We start from the raw sequence: 24,420 nt of genomic DNA, 5'->3' as shown, positions 1-24,420 counted from the left end.
TAAATTATTTATTTTGAATTAGTTAGTTCTGACCCCAGTTTTTGTTTGGCTGTGCTCCCATTACAAAATGAAGCACACCACCTTTAAGCATTTCTTGGTGAGAAATGGCTGTTTTATTAAATGCTTTTCCGTTTAAAGTAGCCGATTGGATATAGAAATTCTTCTCAGAAACATTTTCTGCTTCAATCACAAAAGTTTTTCCGTTTGGAAGATTTAAAGTTGATTTATTGAAAATCGGACTTCCAATTTCGTATTCTCCAGAAGCTGGATTCATTGGGTACAATCCCATTGAACTGAATACATACCAAGCCGACATTTGTCCGCAATCTTCGTTTCCACTAAGACCGTTTGCTGTTGTATTATATTGTGTATCCAAAATATGACGAACCCAATATTGTGTTCTCCAAGGCTGACCAGCGTGATTAAACATATAGGTAATGTGGTGACTTGGCTCGTTTCCGTGCGCATATTGTCCGATTAGACCAGAAATATCTGCTGAAACATTGTCTCCTGTAATCTCAGAACTCTCTGTAAATAATTGTTCTAAACGTTTGGTAAAAATCTCATTTCCACCGTGAAGCGAAATCAAATTGTCTACATTATGAGGTACAAACCAACTGTGTTGCCAAGCATTTCCTTCGGTATAGTCGGTATGCTCCCTATGGTTGGAATGTTTTGGATCGAAAGGTTCGTTCCAAGACTTTCCATTTTCTGATTTTCCTCTCATGAAACCAGATTTGGCATCAAATAAATATTCGTAAGCTTTGGCACGTTTAGAGAAAAATTCATAATCAGCTTGTTTTCCTAAAGCTTTCGCCATTTGCGCCACGCACCAATCATCGTAAGCATATTCTAAAGTGATGGTAACCGATTCATCTAATAAGTTATAAGGAATGTATCCGTATTTTTTGTAGAAGTTTAGTCCGCGTTCGTCTTGCATCATGGTTGCTTTCATTGCTTCAAAAGCTTTCTCGGCATCAAAACCTTTAATACCTTTTAAATAAGCATCTGCAATAACTGGAATCGAATGATATCCTGTCATTGTATTGGTTTCATTGGCATATAATGTCCAAACCGGAAGTATTTTTTTAGTTTCATAATACGCCAACATCGAATTGACCATATCTGAAACTTTATTCGGATCTAAGATTGTAAGCAACGGATTTTCAGCTCTAAAGGTATCCCAAAGTGATAAAGTAGAATATGCTGTATAATTTTTAGAAGTAACAATTTTATCGTCTTCCGTTCTAAATTGTCCGTTTTTATCGCTATAAGTAACTGGAGCAACTTGAGCGTGGTATAAAGCCGTGTAGAAAATTGTTTTTAGAGAATCAACTGGAGTTTCAACTGTAATTTTGCTTAAAGCTTTGTTCCAATCAGCAGAAGCATCTGTTTTTACTTTTTCAAATTCCTTTTTTTCTTCCAGATTATCTTTCGCATTAGCGATACTAACAGAAGAAAGTGCCACTTTTACTCCTAATTCTTTAGAGTTTTTAGCATCGAAGAATAATTGAAGAGCTGTGTTTTCACCTTCAGCATTTTTACCAGAAACTACTTTTTTATCAGCAGTAATAATAGATTCTGTAATTGGTTTAGAAAACTTCGCTACAAAAAATACTTTCTGATTTTTTGCCCAACCTGTACTGAAACGGTAACCGCTGATAGTATTGGCGTCTTCAACCGTAATAGCCGTTTTTGTTGCTTTGTCCCAATTGATGGCAAAACCTAAATCGACCACAACAGATTGTGTTTCGTTATTATTATAGGTGTACTTATGGTATGCGGTTCTTTGTGTAGACGTTAATTCTACATTGATTTTAGGATCTTCAAGAAAAACTTGGTAATAACCCGGTACTGCTTTTTCGTTAACATGATTGTATTTTGATTTATACGGTAGGAAATCGCGTGAAGCGGCTTTGGCGGTTAAGTCTAATTTTTTGTTTGTCGGCATAAATAAAATATCTGCCAAATCACCGATTCCTGTCCCGCTTAAGTGTAAATGACTGAACCCAGAAACTATAGAGTCAGAATAATGATAGCCAGAACACCAGTCCCAACTCGAAATTCCATTATCTGGACTCACCTGCAACATCCCAAACGGAACTGTTGCGCCAGGATACGTATGTCCGTGACCTCCAGTACCTATAAAAGGATCTACATAATTTGTTGCAAAACTTTGTGGATGTTGATTTTTATCAACTTTTATTTTGCAACTTGCAATAAAAATTACCGTAAGAGATAGCAGAGTAATTTTCTTCATATCAAAACAATATTAATTTAACTTTAAATTTAGATAAATTCAACTTTTACCAAAATAATTTTAGACGGACGACATTTAAACGGCTCTAAACATCAAAAAAAAGTAACAAACGACATTATAAATTACCAATATGATTTTTAACTCAAGCAAGCTTTACAGAGTACCAATTCGCTTTCATGCTTACTTCTGGCTGACGTATTTTGTATTTAATACATTCCGCTGGGGAAGCTATTTTAACGACTACGTTTACTCCTTAAAAACTACTCTTCTCGGTTTTCCAATTCACATGACTTTATGTTACCTTAATATATTGGTCTTGATGCCACATTTGGTTTATCGCAAGAAATACTTCCTATATATAATAAGTGTACTTTCTGCCATTTTTGTCATGGTTGTCATAAAATTTAATTTGACTTATCTGTTCATTACACACGATGTTTGGCCAGAGGGACCTCAAACCATAAACAATCTCACGCTAAATTATACAATTGATATGATGATGGGTGAATTATATGTTATGACTTTTGTCACGGCCATAAAAATAACATTTGACTTTCTCCAAGAGCAAAGACGTGTAACCGATCTTGAAAAATCGCAATTAGAAACAGAATTGTTGTTTTTGAAATCACAGATTTCTCCGCACTTTTTCTTCAATACCTTAAATAATATCTATTCGCTTTCTGTAGAAAAATCAAATAAAACTCCAAAAATCGTTCTAAAGCTTTCTGAATTAATGCGTTATATGCTTTATGAAACAAAAGGTAAAAAACAGACTTTGGAAAACGAGATTATGTGCATTCAGAATTATCTCGATTTGGAAAGAATTCGAAACGGAGAACGACTTGAAGTCAACATGTATATTTCGGGAGATATTCATGATAAAGAAATCTCTCCGGTTTTACTTCTGACTTTCGTAGAAAATGCTTTTAAACACGGAGTAAACAAAAATACTGGAAATGTGGTTATTGATATTAACTTCAAAGTAAAAGGAGATTGTCTGTATTTCATTATTTCAAACCCAATGCCTGAAATTACCGTACATAAAGATAATTTTAACAAGTCAAGTGGTATAGGTATTGAAAACGTCAAAAAAAGACTGGAATTAGGATATAATAAAAATGACTATAAGCTTTCATTTAAAAATAAAAAGAATATTTTTGTCGTTAAACTAGTTATAAAAGTCACATAGCCCACACTTTTAATAGTTTAGAAAACTATACCTACAAAAAACCACATACAGGCCTAAAATAATATTTTGCAAATGAAAATAAAGTGTTTAATTATCGATGATGAGCCATTGGCAATAAACGTTATTAAGAATTATATTGAACAGATTGAAGATTTAGAATTGGTAAACACTTTCAGTAATTCTATTGAAGGATTAAATTTCTTAAAGAACAATACGATAGATGTAATTTTTCTAGACATCAATATGCCTGTTTTGGACGGTATTAATTTTATCAAAAGTTTAGAAAACCCACCTTTATTAATTATTACAAGCGCTTACGATCAGTTTGCGATTGAAACGTACGAACTTGACGTTTTGGATTATTTAGTAAAACCAATTGAGTTTCCGAGATTGATGAAAGCGGTAAATAAGATTAACAAACGTCTTAATAATACCACTAAAACTCCACAGGAAAACAGTAAGGAGAATCCTTTTATTTTTGTAAAAATCGACAAGAAAAAAATGAAAAAGATTTTCTTGAACGAAATTTTGGTAATTGAAAGTTTGAAAGATTATCTAAAAATCAGCACCACTTCTGGAAAGTTTATCATTCATAGCACTTTATCAGATTTTACGAGTTTATTACCAGAAAGAGATTTTATAAGAATCCATAGATCCTACACCATTGCCATTGACAAAATCGATGCTGTTGAAGGAAACAGCATTGAAATTGAAGGACTTAGATACGTTATCGGAAGATCTTATATCGACGAAGTAAAACAGAAGATTTTGAATTCTTCTATATAGATTTAAACCGCATTTTTTTACCGCAAAGAGCGCTAAGATTTACGCAAAGTTCGCAAAGTTTATTTTGTGTCGATGCTAAAAAAGGCAACAAACCTCGCAGAAGTTTATTTTAGCCACAGATTAAAAGATTAATAGGATTTTAAAATTCTCTGCAAATCTTTTTAATCTGTGGCTAACTTTTTATATAAGCATTTCACAATTTATTCAGAACATAGCCCAAGGTTTCAACCTTGGGTACGTATCGTGTTCCAATCTTTGTGTACCCAAGGTTGAAACCTTGGGCTATGTTTTATTTAGAGTTCGAAAAAAAATTTTCCAAAAGCTTTGCGAACTTTTTTATTCTCAATTCTCAGAAAAAAAATAAATCTTAGCGAACTCTGTGTAAAAAACCTTAGCGAACTTTGCGTAAATCTTAGCGCTCTTTGCGGTAAAAAACTTTGCGGTTTAAAAAAACAAAAAAGCAGTCTCTCCAGACTGCTTTTTCCTCAATTATAGGTAACTAACCAAAATAAACCATGAAATAGTCTATTATCTTTATTGCTGCAAAACCACTAAAAGTGATATCTCTTAAACGCTTCGATAGCCGAATAATCTGCCAATCCTAAGCTGTGATATTTTTCTGCAGTCAATCTATTTCTGTCTTCAACTCGTACCCAAAACTCCCTGCTATCATCACCTTGGAACATTACTCCGTCTTTTTGAGACTGATGATAAAAAATGGCATGCCGTTTCTTTAAAACCTGGTCAGGACTCATCGGTACTGCCATGTCAATTTGGTACGATTCCCATTCATGCCATGCGCCTCGATATAACCAAACCCAGCAATCGTTCATAAAGTCTTTTTGTTTCAATCTTTTTAAAGCTTCAAACAAACTGTCTAAACAGACTTTATGAGTTCCGTGCGGATCTGCTAAATCTCCAGCGGCATAAATTTGATGCGGTTTTATACTTTCAATAATGTCGCACATAATGTCGACATCTGCATCCGAAAGATTATTCTTTTTAACCGTTCCTGTTTCGTAAAACGGAAGATCTAAAAAGTGCACATTAGAATCTGACAAACCGATGTAACGTGTTGCTCCAAAAGATTCACTTCTTCTAATCAATCCTTTTAATTTTCTAACTTCAGGCGAATCGATTTCTGTACCCGTTCTGTTTTTTAGGAAATTTATAATCTCCTGAGAAACTTTAGAATCGGGATTTAACGCTCTAGAAATCTCTGCAAATTTCAAAGCTTCTTCATTAGAAACTGCAATGTTTCCAGAAGTCTGATAGGCAACATGAACTTCATGTCCTTGTTCTACCAAACGGTCAAATGTTCCTCCCATCGAAATCACATCATCGTCTGGGTGCGGACTGAAAATGATAATTCTTTTCTTTTCTGGTGTAGAACGTTCTGGTCTGTACGTATCGTCAGCATTTGGTTTTCCACCCGGCCAACCCGTGATGGTTTGCTGCATTTTATTAAACATCTTAATGTTCAAATCGTATGCAGTTCCTTCTTCCGTCAAAAGACTCGACATTCCGTTGTCGTTATAATCTTTATCCGTTAGTTTTAGGAAAGGTTTCTTCGTTAACTCACTTAACCAAGCGACCGCTTTTAGCTTTAATTCGTCTGTCCAAACACAAGATTTAACCAACCACGGTGTTTTTACTCGCGTTAATTCTGACGAAGCCTCTGTATCCAGAACAAATGTTGTGTTGTGATGCTCTTGTAAATACGTAGCTGGCACTTGCGAAGAAACCTCGCCTTCGATTGTCTTTTTTATGATTCCCGCTTTACTGATTCCCCAACCTAGTAAAACGATTCTTTTTGCATTTCTTACGGTTCCAATTCCCATTGTAATGGCTTTTCTCGGAACGTTGTCAATTCCTAAAAAAGAAGAAGCCGCATCGATACGGGTCAAATGATCCAAAGTAATACTTCTGGTTCCAGAATTTACGTGCGAACCTGGTTCATTAAAACCAATATGACCTGTTCTACCGATTCCTAAAAGCTGAAAATCCAAACCGCCGTACGATTTGATTTTCATTTCGTAATCGATACAATATTGCTGTAATTCCTCGGCACTTACCTGCCCGTTTGGAATATTTATATTTTCTGGATGAATGTCAACATGATGAAATAAATGTTCGTGCATAAAATGATAATAACTCTGAATATCATTTTCATCCATCGGATAGTATTCATCTAAATTGAAAGTAACCACGTTTGCAAAACTCAGCCTTTCTTCTTTATGCATTCGTACTAATTCTTCGTACACTTTGATTGGCGAAGAACCCGTAGCCAAACCTAAAACACAAGGTTCGTTCAGCTCATTTTTTCTCTGAATTAAATTGGCAATTTCGCGAGCTACCATTAAAGAAGCTTCCTGAGACGATTCGAAAATAACATTATGAATTTTCTCGAAACGAGTTTCTTCAAATTTTCCTGCTTCTCTAAAACCTATATCTTCTTTAATCATTTGCCGCTTGTCATTTAATTAGTAAGATAAAAGTAGAATTAAATTATCCGTTCTTATTAAATTTTCGACTAATAACGATTGCGCTTCGGCAAAAGACAAAATAAGGATGTTGAGCTATTTTTAAAACATTTAAAAACGAAAATTATTCCACAATACCAATTTCGGCAATCGAAACACTTTGTCCATTTCCTACAGCAGCTGTTGCTACAAATCTTAAAAATCTTGCTTTTACTTCAGTAAAATTCTTAATTTGTTCAATTGGGTTGTGCTTGATATTAGAGAATTCTCCCTCCGATTGTTTCGTCCAAGTGATGTTATCTTCGCTTGCATAAAATTCATAATTCGAAATCAAATTAGAATTGCTTCCTATTTGTTTTGGAGTAAAAGTAAAACCTTTAATAGGTCGCACTTCGCCCATGTCTACAATTATCGACTGAGGAAGTTTATTATCTTTATTCCCAAATTCCCAATCGGTATTGGCGTCTCCGTCAATAATTCTTTCAACCGATTTGTTGTCGCCGCTTGAAATCGAAATCACTTTCCATTTTTCTTTAGAAATTCCATATTTAGCCGATTTCACCGCACTATTGATTTTCTCTTTTGAATTTCTAGAAATCGCTTTAATTTCTACCGCTTTATTGTAAACAAAAGGAGCTTTGTATAAAGTACTTTTCTCTGAAGGATTTTTTCCGTCAAGCGAATAATAAACTGCATTTCCATCTTCGGTTTTAATGGTAATCAAACCATTTTTATCTCTAGAAATCTGTGGTTCTTTAACGAAAGTTGGCGCATTAAAAGCCTCAATTGTACTAATTACAAATCCCGCTTTCGCATCCAGAATATTAACTCTAATAGCAGAAGCTAAAACGCGATCTACACGCAAAATTCTTTTGTAACCAATTGTAGTTTCATTGGCAATCGTTTTCCATTGTCCGTTTACATTGGCTTCAACAGAAAAAGCTTTTACGCGTTGTCCAAGCTTAATATATTCTTGAAGCAAAATTCGATTGATTGCCGTTGGTTTCTTAAACGTAAATTCGATTGTAGCTTGTTTTACTTTATCGTCTGTTGCCCAATAGGTATTTTTATTTCCATCAATAACATTTTGCGGACCGAAATTAGAATCATTTCCTCTCGTATTTGAAGCTTGAACTTTTGTTCCTTTTAATAATTCTGTTTTGAAATCGGCTTTGATTGTGGTAACTAATTCTTTCAATCTTGCTTCATCATTTTCATGAACCAAACCTCTTGTATCAACTGGAAGATTTAATAACAAAGTCGCATTACGTCCAATCGATTCGTAATAAATATCGACCATTTCGTCAAGCGAACGCACTTTATCATCTTCAACCGAATGATAAAACCATCCCGGTCTGATCGAAACATCGGCTTCGCCAGGAACCCATTTTTCTCCGTCTTCATGCCCAGATGTGAATTCGCTATAATGCACTTTTCCAGCCAATTCATCTTTCTGGCGCAATAATGACCAATTGGTTTTTCCTGCACGTCCTTCTTCATTTCCAATCCATCTTGCTTCTGAAGGTCCAACTCCCCAAACCAGTGTTTTTGGTGCGATACTGTAAATTAATTTATAAGTTTCATCCCAATTGTAATAGGTAAGCGAATTGATTTTTCTAGTTTCATTTGCGCCTCCATAATAACCGTCGCCGCCGTTCGCGCCATCAAACCACATTTCGAAAACATCTCCGTAATTCGTCAATAATTCTTTTAACTGATTTCTGAAATACGTTACATATTCAGGTTTTCCATACTGCGGATGATTTCTGTCCCAAGGCGAAAGATATAATCCTAATTTTAAATCGTATTCTTTACAAGCTGCAGCCAATTCTTTTACCAAATCACCTTTTCCGTTTTCCCAAGGAGAATTTTTTACAGAACGTTCTGTGTATGCTGAAGGCCATAAACAAAATCCGTCATGATGTTTGGCAACTAAAATAATTCCTTTCATTCCAGCCTCTTTCACCACGCGCGCCCATTGACGAACGTCTAATTGCGACGGATTAAAAAGTTCTGGCGACTCGTCTCCAAATCCCCATTCTTTATTGGTAAATGTATTTAATGAAAAATGCACAAAAGCATAAAATTCCATTTCCTGCCAATCGATTTGTTTCTGCGTTGGAAGCGGTCCAAAAGGCTTTGGAGCATTTGCCAATTCCTGACTCGAAACATTAGAAATTACACCAAAAAGACATAAGGAAAGGAATATTTTTTTCATACTGGTCTGCTTTTAGATAGTCTATAAAGCATAAATGTAGTATAATTTGAAATCTGTTGTATAGAATTTCGACCAACAGCAAGTTTTAGAATGTTATGGGGCAAAATGTTTCACAGAAGTACCTGAATTTTAATCGCCACCACAGCCTCCACAAGAACTACCGCAAGAGCTGTCACCGGAACTTCCGCAAGAGGAACCACAAGAACTTGAACTACTAGAATCGCTAGAAGATGAATTATTTGAATTGTAGTTTGTTAATGGAACAAAAAAACTAGAAAGCACTACACTTCCGTAAAGAAAATAATTTCATTCCCAATCGTTTTCATTTTGACTATTTTTCCTTATTTCTTGTTTGAATGAAGTGGGAATAACTTTAGTAAACAGAAGATTGCTAATACGATCTAAATTATAGAATGCAGTTAATAGGAACGGAATGATTGCTATAAATAAATACGCAACAGGTTTGTCTCTCCAAATGCCTGTAATAATCCTGCTTAAAATTATATCTAGAAATAAACCTAAAGCAATCATAGAAGAAATTATCACAATCGTAAACTCCTTAGATGCCCTAATTTTATCTTTAATTCTATTAGCTGATTTCTGCAATTGACCAAAAATTGGTTTCTGTATAACAGCATAACATAATTGTGTGTAAGGCATCGGATCAGAATCTTTCATAATCTCAATTACACAATTTTCATATCGATTATTACTAAAACTATTATCGACTAGACCTAATCTGTTGTCTGTTAAAATTCTAACCTTTTTACTCATTATCAGATTATTGACAACACCATGCACTACTTTTTCCAAATTATCTTCCGTAAGAAAAACCAATTCTAAAGGAGAAAGATTTTGGATAATCGGATTGGATCGAATCTTTTCATATAATAGAGAAAAACTTCTTTTCGCGTAAAAATTCAATACCAAAAGCAATAAAGCAAATGATAAAATGTATCCTATTAAAAAATATGGATTTTTAATTTTTATCAATAAAGGAAAAATCAAAATACATACTGGAACAGAAGCCAATAGAGAATATATTAAAAACTTCTTTCTCAGATTATAAACGTCAAATTTACTTTTTTTAAGCTGTAAAGAATCCATTTCATTATGGTAATCCCAAACCTCTGCTGGCTGAACTCCAAAATTAATTTTGTATAACTCTTTAGTACGCTCTTTGGCAGATTTAAATTTTTCAAACTCCGATCTGTTATGAGTTGACGGAATATGTTCGATTCTTTTTCCTAAAAGAGTACAGAAATCAGAATAGGAATTGGTAAAAATTAAATGTTGATGCCAAACAATATCAACTATTTCAGAAGGCGAAACCATTTCATTGTTGGTTGCTGCCAAAAACATGAATTTTTTATACTCTAATAAAGCACTTTGAGTAAAATAGGATGTCCAATGATTTTCAAGTGCCAATCTTGTAGAAAATCCGTATTGATCGGTTGCGTTATCAAATTCAAAACGCTCTACTTTTTCCCAAAGTATTTTATTCATAAAGACATCTTTAATCATTAAATCGCTATCAAAAATAGCAGTTTATTTTAGTCTTCCAAATTAACTTACATAAAGAAATATCATTTTAATACAAAAAGAAAAGAGCTGTTCCTAAAAACAGCTCTTTATAAGGTTTTTCAAGTTAGTTGTATAAGCTTACTAATTCAAAATACTTCTAAAAAATAGATGAAAAACCAATGATTTTTAATATTCTGGTGCCGTCACCTTAGTTTTCGATTTCATGATTACTTCAACCGTACTTGGTTTAGCGAAAAACTCCTTTGCAAAAGCTTTAATATCTTCTGCCGTTACTGAGTTCAAGGTTTGCTTGTAAATCACATCGCCTTTGAAGGTTTCATTATTCAGAATCATATTATTAAGACTTCCCAACCAAAATCCGTTGGTCATTACTTTCTCTGCTCTGGCTTTTAAAAGTGTATTTTTTACCGATTGAACGTCTTCTTCTTTTGGTGCTTTTTTCTGAATTAGATCGATTTGTTCGTAAACAATTTTAGTCAGTTTTTCTTCTTTTTCAGGATCACTGTCGAAGTTGATGGTCATGGTATATTCATCTGATGGTAAACGGCTTACTCCAGATTGTACATGAACGCCGTAACTTCCGCCTTCTTCTTCACGAATTAAATCCAAGTATTTTTTAGACAATAATTCAGCTAAAATATGCGACGTAAATACGTTTTTGTAGTTGTACGGAAATTGCTTTACAAATCGAATATAAACACTTGCTTTTGGCACATTCATTTCGCGAACCAATAATTGCTTTGCAACTCCTGGCGCTGGATCCAATTTATTGTCTACAAAATTTTCCTTTTTGTTAGTGTCTGAAGATATACTTCCAATATATTTTTCGATTAACGCCAATGCATTGTCAGGAAGATTTCCATTAAATACAAAAGTAAAATCGCCTGCATTTTGAATTCTTTGTTTGTAAAGTTCCGATGCTTTTTCGAAACTCAAACGTTTCAAAAATTCTTCATTTACCAAAGGAACTCTTTTGCTGTGATTGTAATTCAGTTGTGAAATAGTATCCTGAAAAACTTTCGGATTGGTGTTTAAAGTATTTTCTAATGAATTTGAAAAACCTGTAATCATTCTTGTGTACGAATCTTTATCAAATCTTGGTTCTTCAAAATACAAATACAACAATTGTAATAAAGTTTCAAAATCTTTCTGATTACTTGAACCTCTAAATCCTTCTGTCAATTCGGTGATATAAGGTTTAATATCTACAATTTTTCCGTTTAGTTTGTCTTTCAAATCGGTACTTTTAAAAGCGCCTAAACCAGAACTTTCAACCAAACTTACCGCAATTTGAGCCGACGGAATATCTTCTGTTTTAATTAAGGAACTTCCTCCGAAACTAAACGCAGAAAACAATACCTCATCTTTTGCTAAAGTCGTCGGATATAAAACAATCTTTGCTCCGTTTCCTAAAACATAACTTTTTGCTCCTGCAATTCCTTCAATTGGAGTTTCTTTTTCTGCTTTAGAACCTTTTAATTCTTCTGTAATTAAAGGTTTGTCTGTATCTGTTTCTTTGTACTTATCAAGAGGCATTTTCTTAACAGCTGCCATAATCTTTTCGTAATCTGCTTTTGACGGATAAGCAATCTCGTTCTTATCTGGACCCGTAACAGTCATTACAATATTATCTGTGGTCTGCAATTTTTTAACTGCCTGATTTAAATCTGAAAGCGTAATTGAAGCTAATCTCTTTTTTACATTTTCATATTGTGTTTCAATACTTTCAAACGGAACTGCTTTTAGAAAATAATTTACCAATTCTTCAGACAATCCGTCACTTTCGAATTTGTCTTTATTTTGAAGCATATTTTCATACGAACTCAAAACCGCTTCTTTGTTACGGTCAAACTCTTTTTGGGTAAATCCGTAACGAACTGCTCTTTCGGTTTCGATCATCATTTCTTTGAAACCTTCCAGCGTTTTGTTGTTTTTTGGCGTCACATACAGATAATAAGAATCTGTTAATCTTGAAACTTCTGAAGTTCCAGTTCCGATTCCTAAAACTGCTGTTTCATTGTTTTGAATAAATTCCTGATAACGTCTGTTCATCATATCAGTGCAAAGATTATTGATTAAATCTCTTCTGATGGTTTCGTCACTTTTTACTTTATCAAATTCCTTTTTAAAATATAAAACAACATTGGTTTCGTTTGCTTCTTTATCTTTAGCTAAAACGTAATTCATTCCTTTATTTTTTGGAATAGATACATAATAACGTTCAGCCGCATTTTTAGGCATTTCTATAGAAGAAAAAGTCGCAATAATCTTCTTTTCGATCTCCTTTGGATCAATATCTCCAACTACAATAACTGCTTGTAAATCTGGACGATACCATTTTTTATAATAATCTCTTAAAACCTGATAATCAAAAGTATTAATCAGATTTAAATCGCCGATTACATCTCGTTTTGCATATTTGGAATCTTTGTATAAAACCTTATCGGTTTCCAAACGAAGTCTGAATTCTGAATTTCTTCTTGTACGCCATTCTTCACGAATTACACCACGTTCTGCATCGATTTCTGAGTCTTTTAAAGAAAGAAAACCCGACCAATCGTGCAATGCCAACAAACAAGAATCAATTAGTTTTGAATCGTTTGCAGGAACATTGCTCAAATTGTAAACAGTTTGATCTTGCGCAGTATAAGCGTTGATGTCTTTTCCAAAACTAACTCCTTTTTTCTCCAGCATATCGATAATACCTTTTCCTTCGAAGTTTTGTGTTCCGTTAAAAGCCATATGTTCTAAAAAATGCGCCAATCCGTTTTGATCGTCATTTTCTAAAATAGCTCCCACATTTTGAGCGAAATAAAAACAGACACGATCCTTTGGCCATTCGTTGTGAAGGACATAATATTTCATTCCGTTTTTCAGTTTTCCTGAAACCACCTCTTTGCTCAACGGAACTGTAGTCGAAAATTGAGCGGCGCTTTTAAATCCGATTAAAAGGACAAAAAGCCAATATTTTGATTGAAAGATTTTCATTTGAGATTTTTAGTTTTTATGTTGAGATTTTTTTAAACACATAGAAACATAGGTTTTTTCTTTCTTTTGAAAAGTCAATTGAAGAGAAACTCGTTTCTCAACACATAGCTTTGAGGCTTTTCTATGTTTTTTTAAAATAAATGAAATGCCTTTTACGTAATCCAAAATCTATGATTCTATGTGTTTAAAAATTAAACCCAACAATATATTTTATTATTTTTTGAAATTCCGGATTCCTTCTTGAAGCCAGTTGTAATAAGCGTTAATATCTGGATTATAAGCCGATGGTTTATTTAAATCTTTTTCGTTATGATCCATTAAAACATAATATGGCTGTGCATTGGTTTTGTATTTTAGAATCTGAAGTTCGCTCCATTTTTGTCCTGTATATTTTAAGACTTTACCCGTAATTTTAGAAACAACTTGTTCATTTTCCGGCAAAGGTCTTTTGTCATCAACATACAAAGAAATCAGTACGACATCATTATTTAAAACCGCTAAAACTTTTGGATCTGGCCAAACACGTTCTTCCATTTTACGGCAATTTACGCAGGCATAACCAGTAAAATCAATCATTACGGGTTTGTTTACTTTTTTCGCGTAAGCTAAACCTTCATCATAATTATGAAAAGTCGGAATTCCGTTTGGACCACTTTCTGCGCCTTCTGGTAAATCGCTTTTTTCTGTATTTGTACTCACAGAATTTCCAAAGCCATTTGGTGATTCACTGTATTGTTTTGCTGGTGGAAACCCACTGATGTATTGCAACGGAGCACCCCAAAGTCCCGGAATCATATACACCACAAATGACAACACGATAATTCCTAAACTTAATCTCCCCACAGAAATAGGAGTAGAAGGCGAATCATGTGACAATTGGATTTTTCCAAACAAATAAAAAGCCAATACCGTAAATATGGCAATCCAAATGGCTAGGAATACTTCTCTTTCTAATAAATGTAATTGTAAAACTAAGTCGGCATTGCTTAAGAATTTAAGCGCTAAAGCCAATTCTAAAAATCCTAAAACCACTTTAACCGAATTCAACCATCCGCCTGATTTTGGCAATGAATTCATCCAGCCTGGAAAAGCGGCAAATAAGGCAAACGGTAAAGCAATAGCCAATGAAAATCCGAACATTCCGACGATCGGCGCAATTCCTGCCTGACTTGCTGCTTGTACTAATAATGTCCCGACAATTGGTCCTGTGCAAGAAAATGAAACTACGGCTAATGCCAATGCCATAAAGAAAATTCCAAAAGCACCACCCATTTCCGATTTCTGATCAATTTTGGTCAGCCATGAACTTGGTAAAACAATTTCAAAAGCGCCTAAAAATGACAAGGCAAAAACCAATAATAACAAGAAAAAAACAATATTGAAAACTACGTTTGTTGCTAACGCATTTAAGGCATCTGCGCCGAAAATTGCGGTAACCAAGCTTCCTAAAATCACATAAATTATGATGATGAAAATACCGTACATTATAGCATTTTTAATTCCTGCAGCTTTGGTTTTACTTTGTTTGGTAAAGAAACTCACTGTCATTGGAATCATCGGGAATACACACGGCGTAAACAAAGCAGCAAGACCTCCTAAAAAGCTGAAGAAAAATAAAGTCCAAAGGCTTTCTTCTGGAGCTGTTTTTCCTGAAGCAGTTTCTGTTGTCTTTTTAGAACTTTCAGGAGCATCTTTACTGGCAGTGTTAACAGAATTTGTTGTGTTGTTTGTGGTATCCTGTTTAGTAATTGATTCGTCTTGTGCAGGCAAATCTGTATTTTTTTCTTCTGTTAATGCCACTGTTGCATCTTCAGTTTTAACTGGAGTTTCTGATTTTTTAAACGTAAATTTCACTTCCTTTTCTCCCGGAGGAAGACAACTATTATCGTTGCAAACCATAAAAAACACAATCGCATTGATGGAAAAAGCATCCGAAGTTTTACGTTCTATTGTTTGAGTGAAAACTGCTTTATCTGCAAAGTATTTGATTCGCATATTAAAAACAGGATCGTCTACTTCATGTCCTGCAGGTTCTACTACTGCACCAATTGTTTTGTAGTTTTTTGACTTCGGAAAAGTAAAACTTGTAGGCGCTGGTCCGCCAGATGGAACGTTTTGAGAATAAATATGCCAGCTTTTATCAATTTTGGCAATTATGCTCAGGGTATATTTGTTTCCTCCTATTTCTTTTACCGATGTTGTAAACGAAACTGGATCGTAAATTTGGGCAGTAAGATTACTGACCGCAAATAAAAATGCGATAAAAAGGAATAATTTTTTCATGATTTTATAATGAAATACTAAGTTGTTTTTGACAATCTTTGCGCCCTTCTACTTCGCTCAGGGAGACACTTCGACTTCGTTAAGAGGAACACATGTAGCTCTTATAAATAATACGTAAAATTTGTCAGGCTGAGCGAGGTCGAAGCCCCGCTCCAACATGACAACTGTTACTTTTTATATCGACTCCAAATCCATTTTGAAACATCTGCCATTACTTCTTCGGCAAAAACTTCATCAATTTCTTTGGCTTCGTTTTGCGTACAAGTTTTACAATGTTGATACATATGATTCAGACCTGGATAAATCTTGGTTGTAAGATCTTTTGTTCCAAGATATTTTTTGAACGAATTAATGTTCTCAACCGCTGGAACCTGAATGTCTTTATCTCCGTTTGCTATGTATACCGGAATTGTAATTTTTGGAAGATAGTTTTCTGGTTTATAATGAATTGTATAACGATACCATTTTCTGTCGGCATCTTTTCCATAACGATATAAGAAAGTTTGATCGCGTCCGTCCAATAATTGCACTTCTTTTAAAGTTGTCGAATCTTGTTTTTGCATCCATTCTTTCAACTTCACCTCCATCGCTGGCTGTGCCGATTCGCCGTCTTTGGTGTTGTACACAATATTGAACATGATATTGTACATTTCCATTTGTTTGGCTACTACTTTATCAGAGAAATTATAGCTTTTCAAAATTGCTGTATTTTGAAGATTCAACATTTCTAATCCGCTTACTCCAACACCGGAAAGACTTACCATGAATTTTACGTCTTTATTTCTTGAACTTACAATCGATGCAATCATTCCGCCTTCGCTATGTCCAATTAAACCAATGTACGAAGCATCAATATTTTTATCACTTTTTAAATAAGCAATTTGCGCATCAATATCATCTGCAAAATCTCCTGTTGTGGAATTCTGAAAATCTCCTGTTGTTTTGCCAATTCCTCTGTCGTCAACACGCAAAGAAGCTATTCCGTTTTTTGCTAAATAATCTGCCAAAACGGTAAAAGATTGTCTACCCATATAAGTATAATTTCGATCGTGTTGTCCGGTTCCTGAAATTAAAATCGCTAATGGATATTTCTTTTTTCCTTGCGGAATGGTCAATGTTCCTCCGTAAGTTAGTTTGGTATTTTTTCCTAAAAAAGTCATATCAATAACCTGATACGGATATGGTTTCTTCGGATGCTGTGAAAAGAACAAAGGCTCAATACTGCTTTGTTTCTTCAATACAATGGCTGCATTTGGGAACGAATAATTATCAAAAACACCAGAAATTGCCGTTTTTTCGGTATTGTACTTTCCTTTAAAAACGAAATTATACATTCCATTTTTAAAGAAAATACTATCCTTTTCTGTTCGAATTCCAACTTTAATTCCTTCATAAGACATTTCAGGGATACTGAGCAAAAGTGAATCTTTTTTGCTGTCAAAATCACCCGTAACTATTATTCGGGAAGAATGGTATTGCCCCTGCCAGATGGTTTGTGAAAAACCAGTCTGACAGCACAATACTAAAATACTGAGATATAAAAAATGAACAATTTTCATTACTTAACCTTTTTTAACTAAATTATTTTTTCTCAGCTTTTAAATAGTCAACGATGATCGAAATTTCGTCAAGCAATTCGCTTGGACTTCCAAAATAACCATTCGACATCCATCTTAAATTTCCATTTTGGTCGATAATCATTTTTTCCGGAATTCCAGAGAAATGAAACGCTTTAGAATATTTGTCGTAAACTGCATCAAATTTTCCTGTTTTCGGATTTTTGCTATCGTAAAGAATCGTAAAATCAAATCCTTTTTCTTTGATGAAAGCCTGAGTTTGCGCTTTAAAATCTTTGATGTATTCCATAGTATCAACAAAATAGAATTTTACATTCTCATCAGCTTTGTATTTATTCACCGCCATGTTCATTCCTGGCATTGCATTTTTACAAGGTCCGCACCACATTGCCCAGAAATCCAGCACTACAATTTTACCTTTTTGGTCGGCTAATTTTACTTTTCCGCCACGGCTGCTTTCCATCTCAAATCCATCAATTGGAAGGTTGATCAATTCTGAGATTAATTTCTTTTTGTGTTCTTCGATATTGCTTGTAGATTTTAGAGATTCTACATAAGCTTGAAAACCTGCTTCTGGTTTTCCTTCTTTCAAATAAATCTCTTTTAAAGAAGCTAACATTGTTGGCGTTACTTGATTTGCTTTTACAGAAAGTGCCATATATTCTTTTGCTTCGGCAGTTTTTCCTTCTCTTAAAAGCATTTTAGAATATACTTCATTGTATGAAGCATTCTGAATTGCCATAATTGGTTTTATTTTCTCTAAATACTTTTTCTCTAAATCGTAATTTTTAAAAAGTCCTTGAAGTTTTGCATACGTAAAAAATTCTCTTGCACCGTTTTGAAGCGTTTGTGCTTGCCATTCTTTTAAAGATAATTTTCCAACGTATTCTTTTGGCACAAATGCTTCTCTAGCCTCTAGTTCTGGAATAATTACCTCTGCATATTTTTTCAAGGTTTCTAATGATGTTTTTTCTGCTCCTTCTTGATCTCTGTCAAACGGAATAGAAATTAAATGCCATGCATAATCCAATAAAATATTATACGAAACCTTTTTTACACTATTGATTGAATAGCTATAATCTTTGTTTTTTACGATATAATTATAAGCAATGCCTTTAAACATTTTATCGTAAAACAAACTTTCTGTATCTGTATTTACATCTTGAAAATTACTTTGTGGAAAGTTTTTCTCAAAAGCATTATACATTGCTACTTTTTTATTGAAATCTGCTTCATTAAATATCTTTTTGATTTCGATATCACGAGCCCAAACTCCATTAGGGTATTTTTTCAACAAAACATTCTGAACAGAATCTGCAAAAACTTTATGTTCTGGAGTCAATAAACCAATCGTTTTTTGAATGTTGTATTGTGTTGCGTTGTCTAAGTTCTTTTCTGTTAAAACAAAACGAACTTCTCTCATAATTAGCTTTGGCTGTGGTTGACCAGTTTCAAGCTGTTTTAATTTTGAACCTTCGTAAAATACGTGTGTACGGCTTTCTGGATGGTATTTTAATTCGTTGTTGATCCAAAATAAAGAAACCTCTTTTTTGATGTAAGCGCTGTCATGCACAATATTCGGCACCTGATCTTGTAAATCTGGACTTCTTAAAAATCCCCAACCTACATAAGATCCATTACTTTTTTCAAGAATCCAAGAATAGGTCATTTTTCCTCCATTATCTTTGATGGTATCCGATTTGAAAACGCAGGTAATAAAAGCCGCTTTATCAGAAAGTTTCATTTTAGTCTGCCATTTTTTATCTCCAGCCGATTTTAAAGTAATATCGTCTGCAAGCCATCTGAAATTATCGTAAGTGTAAACAACTCCTTCAACATGTTTTGCATTTTCTAATGGAGTATCTGCAGCATTGTAAGTAATCGTAATTTCTTCGCCCGCATTTGGATGTTCTGGCGTTAGAAGAAACTTTTGTTCGCTACTTTGAGCCAATAAAGTACTTGTGATACCGAAAAAGAATAGTACCAGTTTGAAATTTTTCATTTGTTTGTTTTTTGAAATTTAGTGCACTCAAAAAAGTCTGAGTGCACTTTTATGATTAATCTAATTATGGATTCTGTTGTAAGTTTGGCGCGTAATCGTAATAAATTGGAGCATACGGCATTTGATAACGATCGCTGTTTGGTGCTAGTGTAAATGTTTGTCCAGCAAAAGTATGCGTAATCGTTCTGGCAAATTCTGGTTCTTTGTTTAATCGTTTCAAATCAAACCATCTAAAATTTCCATGTCCCATTAATTCTCTTCTTCTTTCTGCTAAAACTTTAATTAAGGCATCTTTGCTGTCTGTTGCAGTCATGGCAACATATTGCGCAGCTCTGAATCTTTTTTGTCTTAGCTTATTGATTTCGGTCATTGCTTGTTCTCCAGAACCAGCTCTTGCCAAACATTCTGCTTTGATAAGCATCATTTCTGCAACTGTAGGACCTCCATTTCGGCTTTCTCCTGTTAAACCTTCTTTTGCATAAGTTCGTCCTATTGTATATTCAGAATTAAAAGTGCTGCTTGGCTGTGTAAACAATACGTAACGCAAATCGTTTGTATCAAACGTATTGATAAGTTCATTGCTTAAAGATAAAATCTGAGGCGCATAAGTCAGAGAACTATATCCATTCCATTTCGATAAAATCAATTCTCTGTCTAATCTTCTCGTTGGAAAAGCACTAAACTCATAATCTTCATAATTGGTTAATGTACTTTGAATAGCCAATGCTTTTTCTGCATTATCTAAAGCCAAAGGATAGTTGCGCATATACAAATACGTTCTAGCCAAAAGTGCGTAAGCTGCCGCTCTAGAAGGAAATGCTACGTTGTTTCCTGAATTAATTGGTTTTAATCCTGAATTTACAGCCTCATTCAAATCATTTAAAATAATATCGTATGCATTTTGAACAGATGTTCTTTTGATGTCGTCTGAAACTGTTGGAGTTGTAAAAAGTACAATCCCTAAATCTGTTGCTGCAGTTGTAGCATCGTAAGCTTTTCCAAAAGCATTTACTAGGGTCAGAAAGATAAAAGCACGGTGAACTTGTGCTTCTCCTTTTATCGCAAGTTTTTCAGCTTCTGTTCCTTCTTTACTTTTCATTACTTCATTGATTACGATATTGACATTGTATAACGCTGTATACATACTATTCATATTATAATCTACTTCCCCATCAAAGTATATTTGTTCTGCCCACTTGTATTGATTCACAAATGGACGAATGTAATCTGAAGCACTTAACGCAGTTGTCTGCGCTTCGTTTTGAAAACTTATATCATCTGATGCTACATCTAAAGCGCCATAATTTATATCTAATGTATAAGTATTGTTTAAAAGATATCTGTAGTTTTGAGTTTCTTCAGGTATTAGTCTACCCTCGGTTTTGATATCAACATAATTATCACAGCTCAATACAACTGCTCCTAAAGCTATTATTGTGATGTATTTTAAATATTTTTTCATCTTCAAAAAATTAAAAATTAACATTAAAACCAATTGAGTACATGGCCATTGCTGGCAATTTCATATTAGATCCTGTGTAAGGCAAAAAGTCAGGATCTAAACCGTCTTTGTTTTTTCTCCAAAAGAAACCAATATTTCTAGCTGTAAAAGTTACCGAAGCACCTGTTATTGAGCCTCTGTTGATTAGGTCGTTTAAATCGTATTTTAACGAAAGCTCTCTAAAACGGATATGATCTCCTTCCATAATACGGTTATCTGAAGATAAATATCTTACAAGACTTGTTCCAGACGAACCCACAATTCCTGGTACAGATGTAGTAGCCTCATCTCCTGGATTTCTCCATCTTTGATCAATATCAGTATTTAAGTCGTATCTGCTAAGTCTGCCAGATCTGTCTACATAACCTCCGTAAGTTGGTTTAAACATTACGTAATCGAATTTGTATGTTGCCAAAATGTATAATGACAATTTTTTATAAGTAAAAGTGTGATTAAAACTTCCAAAGTAAGCAGGGATATTTGTTCCCATATATCTCATGTCCTCAATGTCTTTTAGAGAAGTAAAAGAGTTCACAATATTACCAGCTTTATCATATACCTGAGTTCTTCCAGTTGCATCTAATCCTGCTGATCTGAAAGCAAATACACTGCCCAATGGATAACCTTCAACGGGTGGGGTTCCACCTGATCCATTTAAATACTGACTGAAATTTTTAAAACGAGAATCGGTTACCTCTGTTGTATTATAAGTAACTACAAGACCTGAATTCCAAGAAAAATCTTTGGCCTTTAGAATAGTTGCGTTTAAACTAAAATCAACTCCATGTCCATCTAATGTTGCTGCATTTTGTACTAGGTCATTATTTTGAACACCATAAAATGGAGAAACAGGGAATTCTACAATCAAATCTTTACTATTCTTTTTGTAATATTCTACAGTACCGCTCAATCTATTATTTAAGATCGAAAAATCAACTCCTAAGTTCAAGATTGCTGTTTTTTCCCAACGTAAATTAGGATTAGCAGGCTCAGTAATACTTGCATAAGGCTGTTGTGAAAAATTATCTAGATTATTCAGACTGATATTGGTAAAAGGAAAGACTTGTAAATTGATATTTCCGTTATAACCATAACTAGCTCTTAAACCCAAACTATTAAAAAAGTTATTGTCTTTTAAAAAAGATTCTTCTTTAACATTCCATCTTGCCCCTGTTGACCAAAGTGGAGTTCTTCTTAATCTTTTATCTACTCCAAAATTATTGTAGTCATCTAAACGTGCACTTCCTGTAAGCGTATATTTATTTTTATAAGTATAACCTGCATTTGCATAATACGATAAAAATCTTCTGCGAACATCTTTATGTTCATTACCATTAGTTAGCGTATAGTTATACCCATTTACATCCACGTAATTCATCGACGGAATATCTACAGAAGTTTGCGTTTTTTGGATTATAGCCATATAATTTTCTACTGTCTCTGCTTTCTCTAGTTTCTCTAGCTTCAATACCCGCCATTGCATTAATCAAATGATCCTGACCAATAATACCATCATAGTTTAATTGCCCTCTCATGGTGTAACTACTAGTTCCAAATTCATTGTTTTGATAAATACCTCCCAACGGAATTGCATTTACTAAATCGCCATTACTATTTATAGAAGTCGCTGAGTTGATTTGGTCTCGTGCAAAATAGGTGTCTTTATTGTACATATTATCATTGGATGTACGTGCATTTTCTATAGAATAAGTTCCTACTGCATCTAAACCTTTTAACAAAGGAGCGGTAGCCGAAATGGTAGCTCCGATATTTAATTCATTTGATGAATTATCCAAATTGTTCATTTCATCAACATAATTGTAAGTCCATGGTAAATACCCCTGTTGTTCCAACGCCATAGTTTGTACACTATAATAATGACGGTAGTAGTTTACTGAATTACCATCATCTCCAATAATCTGATTATAAGGTAATAATGTATTCGAATCAATTCCCAAAGGTCTAAGTCCTAAACCATTATCGTTATATTTAAAGATAGAACCTCTTAAATTTGTGTTCATTTTTAAATAATTGAAAAGTTTAAAGTCTTGATTGGATAACAAAGTCAAACGTTGTCCGCTAGTTCCTTTTGACTGAGTTTCTTCTTTAGAATACGATCCTGACATGAAATACGAATAATCATTTTCTGCACCACTAAATGACAAATTGTAATTTTGAGTAGACGAAGCTTGCAGAAAAGTTTTTTCTGCCTGTCCGTAAGTATTACGATTACGCAAAACATCTAAACCTGCATTTCTCTGTGCCAATGTGATATCACCACGTTTATATTGAAACATCAAATCTAATCCTTGACTAATAGGAGGAGCTAACATGTACGTAATACTAGCTGGATCTGTAACTAAATTTTTATCTACAAATTCTTGCTCTAAATTTAAAACCTGAGACGAATTCATCAACGGAAGGCTTGATAAAGAAGGCTTATTAGAAAAACCATAATTTTGAGAAAAACTAATTCTCGTTTTTCCTTGTTTTCCTTTTTTAGTATCAATTACCATTACTCCATTTGCTGCACGTGCTCCATAAATAGAAGCCGCAGCTGCATCTTTTAGGAAAGTAATCTTCTCAATATCATTTGGGTTTATAGTTCTGATATCTAATTCTGTAGGCGTACCGTCCAATACAATTAAGGGCATTGCGTTAGATCCTGCATTTTCAAAAGTAGATTTACCTCTAATGGCAAGATTATAACTACTATTTCCCTGTCCGCTTCCATACGTAATTCCGTAAACAAAAGTGTTGTCAGAATCCTGAATATTTAATTGCAATCCAGCAACCTGACCTTCCAATCTGTGCAATACATTATTAACCGGAACTTTTTCTAAATCTTTTGCAGTAAGAGCAACAAAAGATCCTGTAGAACGTTCTTTATCAATTTTTTGGTAACCGGTAGATACGATTTTCACTTCGTCTAACTTACTTACATCCTCTAATAAAACCGGATTAATAATAAGATTGTCAGAAACGGTAACTTCCGTTTTTTTATATCCTAAATACTCAAAAACAAGAACATCTCCTTTTTTGGCCATAATTTCGTAAGAACCATCAAAATTGGTAACGGCACCATCTTTAGTCCCTTTTACCCAAACTGTTGCACCAATTAAAAACTCTTTTTTAGAATTGGTTACAACTCCTTTGATTTTTACTTTTTCTTCTAAAACTGAAGCCGTTCCAATTTTAGCTTTTGTATTTAATGAAATAACAATCAATTTGTTATTTACAAATTCTGCTTTATAATCATCGCCAATTAATTCTTTGATAACGGCCATTACATCAGCTTTATTTACTGCTATATTTACTCTTCTCTGTGCATCAAAAACATCATCACTGTAAAAAAACTCTACATTAGTTTTTCTCGTAATTGTTTTTAAAACATTCGATACTGATTGGTTTCTCGCGTTTATGCTTACTTTTTGGGAATAGGCAAAGGCAACAATGTTAAAAAGAAATATGGTTAATATTAGGGATTTCTTCATAAGATCAAGAAATTTATCCCAAAGCGCGGATTTTACCCCACAATCTTTTGCGGATAGGTTTTTTTTCATACTTTTAAATGTTTTGGTTGGTTAA

At 34.0% G+C, this 24,420-nt stretch carries 13 protein-coding genes; 2 read left to right on the top strand and 11 right to left on the bottom strand.

What is annotated here, in order from left to right; all coding sequences use genetic code 11:
- Nucleotides 1-22 precede the first annotated feature (22 nt).
- Nucleotides 23-2,260: a GH92 family glycosyl hydrolase gene (locus tag K6T82_RS05365; protein WP_223704894.1), complete on the bottom strand. Its 2,238-nt coding sequence runs from the start codon at nucleotides 2,258-2,260 to the stop codon at nucleotides 23-25.
- A gap of 130 nt (nucleotides 2,261-2,390) precedes the next feature.
- Here K6T82_RS05365 and K6T82_RS05360 point away from each other — a divergent pair, with 130 nt between their 5' ends.
- Both K6T82_RS05360 and K6T82_RS05355 read left to right on the top strand, forming a co-directional pair.
- The gene (locus tag K6T82_RS05360; protein ID WP_223704893.1) at nucleotides 2,391-3,449 is read left to right on the top strand and encodes a sensor histidine kinase; all 1,059 of its coding nucleotides are present in this window, start codon (nucleotides 2,391-2,393) and stop codon (nucleotides 3,447-3,449) included.
- A 72-nt stretch (nucleotides 3,450-3,521) separates the two neighbouring features.
- Nucleotides 3,522-4,235: a LytR/AlgR family response regulator transcription factor gene (locus tag K6T82_RS05355; RefSeq protein ID WP_223704892.1), complete on the top strand. Its 714-nt coding sequence runs from the start codon at nucleotides 3,522-3,524 to the stop codon at nucleotides 4,233-4,235.
- Nucleotides 4,236-4,786: 551 nt separating this feature from the next.
- Here K6T82_RS05355 and nagB read toward each other — a convergent pair.
- The 10 genes from nagB to K6T82_RS05305 form a co-directional block, all read right to left on the bottom strand.
- Nucleotides 4,787-6,700, bottom strand: a complete 1,914-nt coding sequence (gene nagB, locus K6T82_RS05350) for a glucosamine-6-phosphate deaminase (protein ID WP_223704891.1) — start codon at nucleotides 6,698-6,700, stop codon at nucleotides 4,787-4,789.
- Nucleotides 6,701-6,842: 142 nt separating this feature from the next.
- Nucleotides 6,843-8,936, bottom strand: coding sequence for an alpha-L-fucosidase (locus tag K6T82_RS05345; RefSeq protein ID WP_223704890.1), 2,094 nt, complete (start codon nucleotides 8,934-8,936; stop codon nucleotides 6,843-6,845).
- A 306-nt stretch (nucleotides 8,937-9,242) separates the two neighbouring features.
- Nucleotides 9,243-10,442 (bottom strand): glycine-rich domain-containing protein, encoded by a 1,200-nt coding sequence (locus tag K6T82_RS05340; RefSeq protein ID WP_223704889.1) that lies wholly within the window; start codon nucleotides 10,440-10,442, stop codon nucleotides 9,243-9,245.
- A 204-nt stretch (nucleotides 10,443-10,646) separates the two neighbouring features.
- Complete coding sequence (locus tag K6T82_RS05335) at nucleotides 10,647-13,469, bottom strand: M16 family metallopeptidase (protein ID WP_223704888.1); 2,823 nt, start codon at nucleotides 13,467-13,469, stop codon at nucleotides 10,647-10,649.
- Nucleotides 13,470-13,682: 213 nt separating this feature from the next.
- The gene (locus K6T82_RS05330; RefSeq protein WP_223704887.1) at nucleotides 13,683-15,752 is read right to left on the bottom strand and encodes a protein-disulfide reductase DsbD family protein; all 2,070 of its coding nucleotides are present in this window, start codon (nucleotides 15,750-15,752) and stop codon (nucleotides 13,683-13,685) included.
- 167 nt (nucleotides 15,753-15,919) lie between these two features.
- Nucleotides 15,920-17,311 carry an alpha/beta hydrolase family protein gene (locus tag K6T82_RS05325; RefSeq protein WP_223704886.1) on the bottom strand — a complete coding sequence of 464 codons (1,392 nt, stop codon included), beginning with the start codon at nucleotides 17,309-17,311 and terminating at the stop codon, nucleotides 15,920-15,922.
- Between the two features lie 22 nt (nucleotides 17,312-17,333).
- Complete coding sequence (locus K6T82_RS05320; protein ID WP_223704885.1) at nucleotides 17,334-19,331, bottom strand: TlpA family protein disulfide reductase; 1,998 nt, start codon at nucleotides 19,329-19,331, stop codon at nucleotides 17,334-17,336.
- A gap of 64 nt (nucleotides 19,332-19,395) precedes the next feature.
- Nucleotides 19,396-20,793 carry a RagB/SusD family nutrient uptake outer membrane protein gene (locus tag K6T82_RS05315; RefSeq protein ID WP_223704884.1) on the bottom strand — a complete coding sequence of 466 codons (1,398 nt, stop codon included), beginning with the start codon at nucleotides 20,791-20,793 and terminating at the stop codon, nucleotides 19,396-19,398.
- Nucleotides 20,794-20,803: 10 nt separating this feature from the next.
- Nucleotides 20,804-22,255: a TonB-dependent receptor domain-containing protein gene (locus K6T82_RS05310; RefSeq protein ID WP_223704883.1), complete on the bottom strand. Its 1,452-nt coding sequence runs from the start codon at nucleotides 22,253-22,255 to the stop codon at nucleotides 20,804-20,806.
- Nucleotides 22,182-24,395, bottom strand: a complete 2,214-nt coding sequence (locus tag K6T82_RS05305; protein WP_223704882.1) for a carboxypeptidase-like regulatory domain-containing protein — start codon at nucleotides 24,393-24,395, stop codon at nucleotides 22,182-22,184. The genes K6T82_RS05310 and K6T82_RS05305 overlap by 74 nt, the downstream gene beginning before the upstream one ends.
- Between the last annotated feature and the right edge of the window lie 25 nt (nucleotides 24,396-24,420).

It is taken from the genome of Flavobacterium potami (assembly GCF_020026915.1).
Taxonomy (GTDB): domain Bacteria; phylum Bacteroidota; class Bacteroidia; order Flavobacteriales; family Flavobacteriaceae; genus Flavobacterium; species Flavobacterium potami.
The sequence above is the reverse complement of the archived record's forward strand: the minus strand, read 5'-3'. Positions and strand labels throughout refer to the sequence as shown.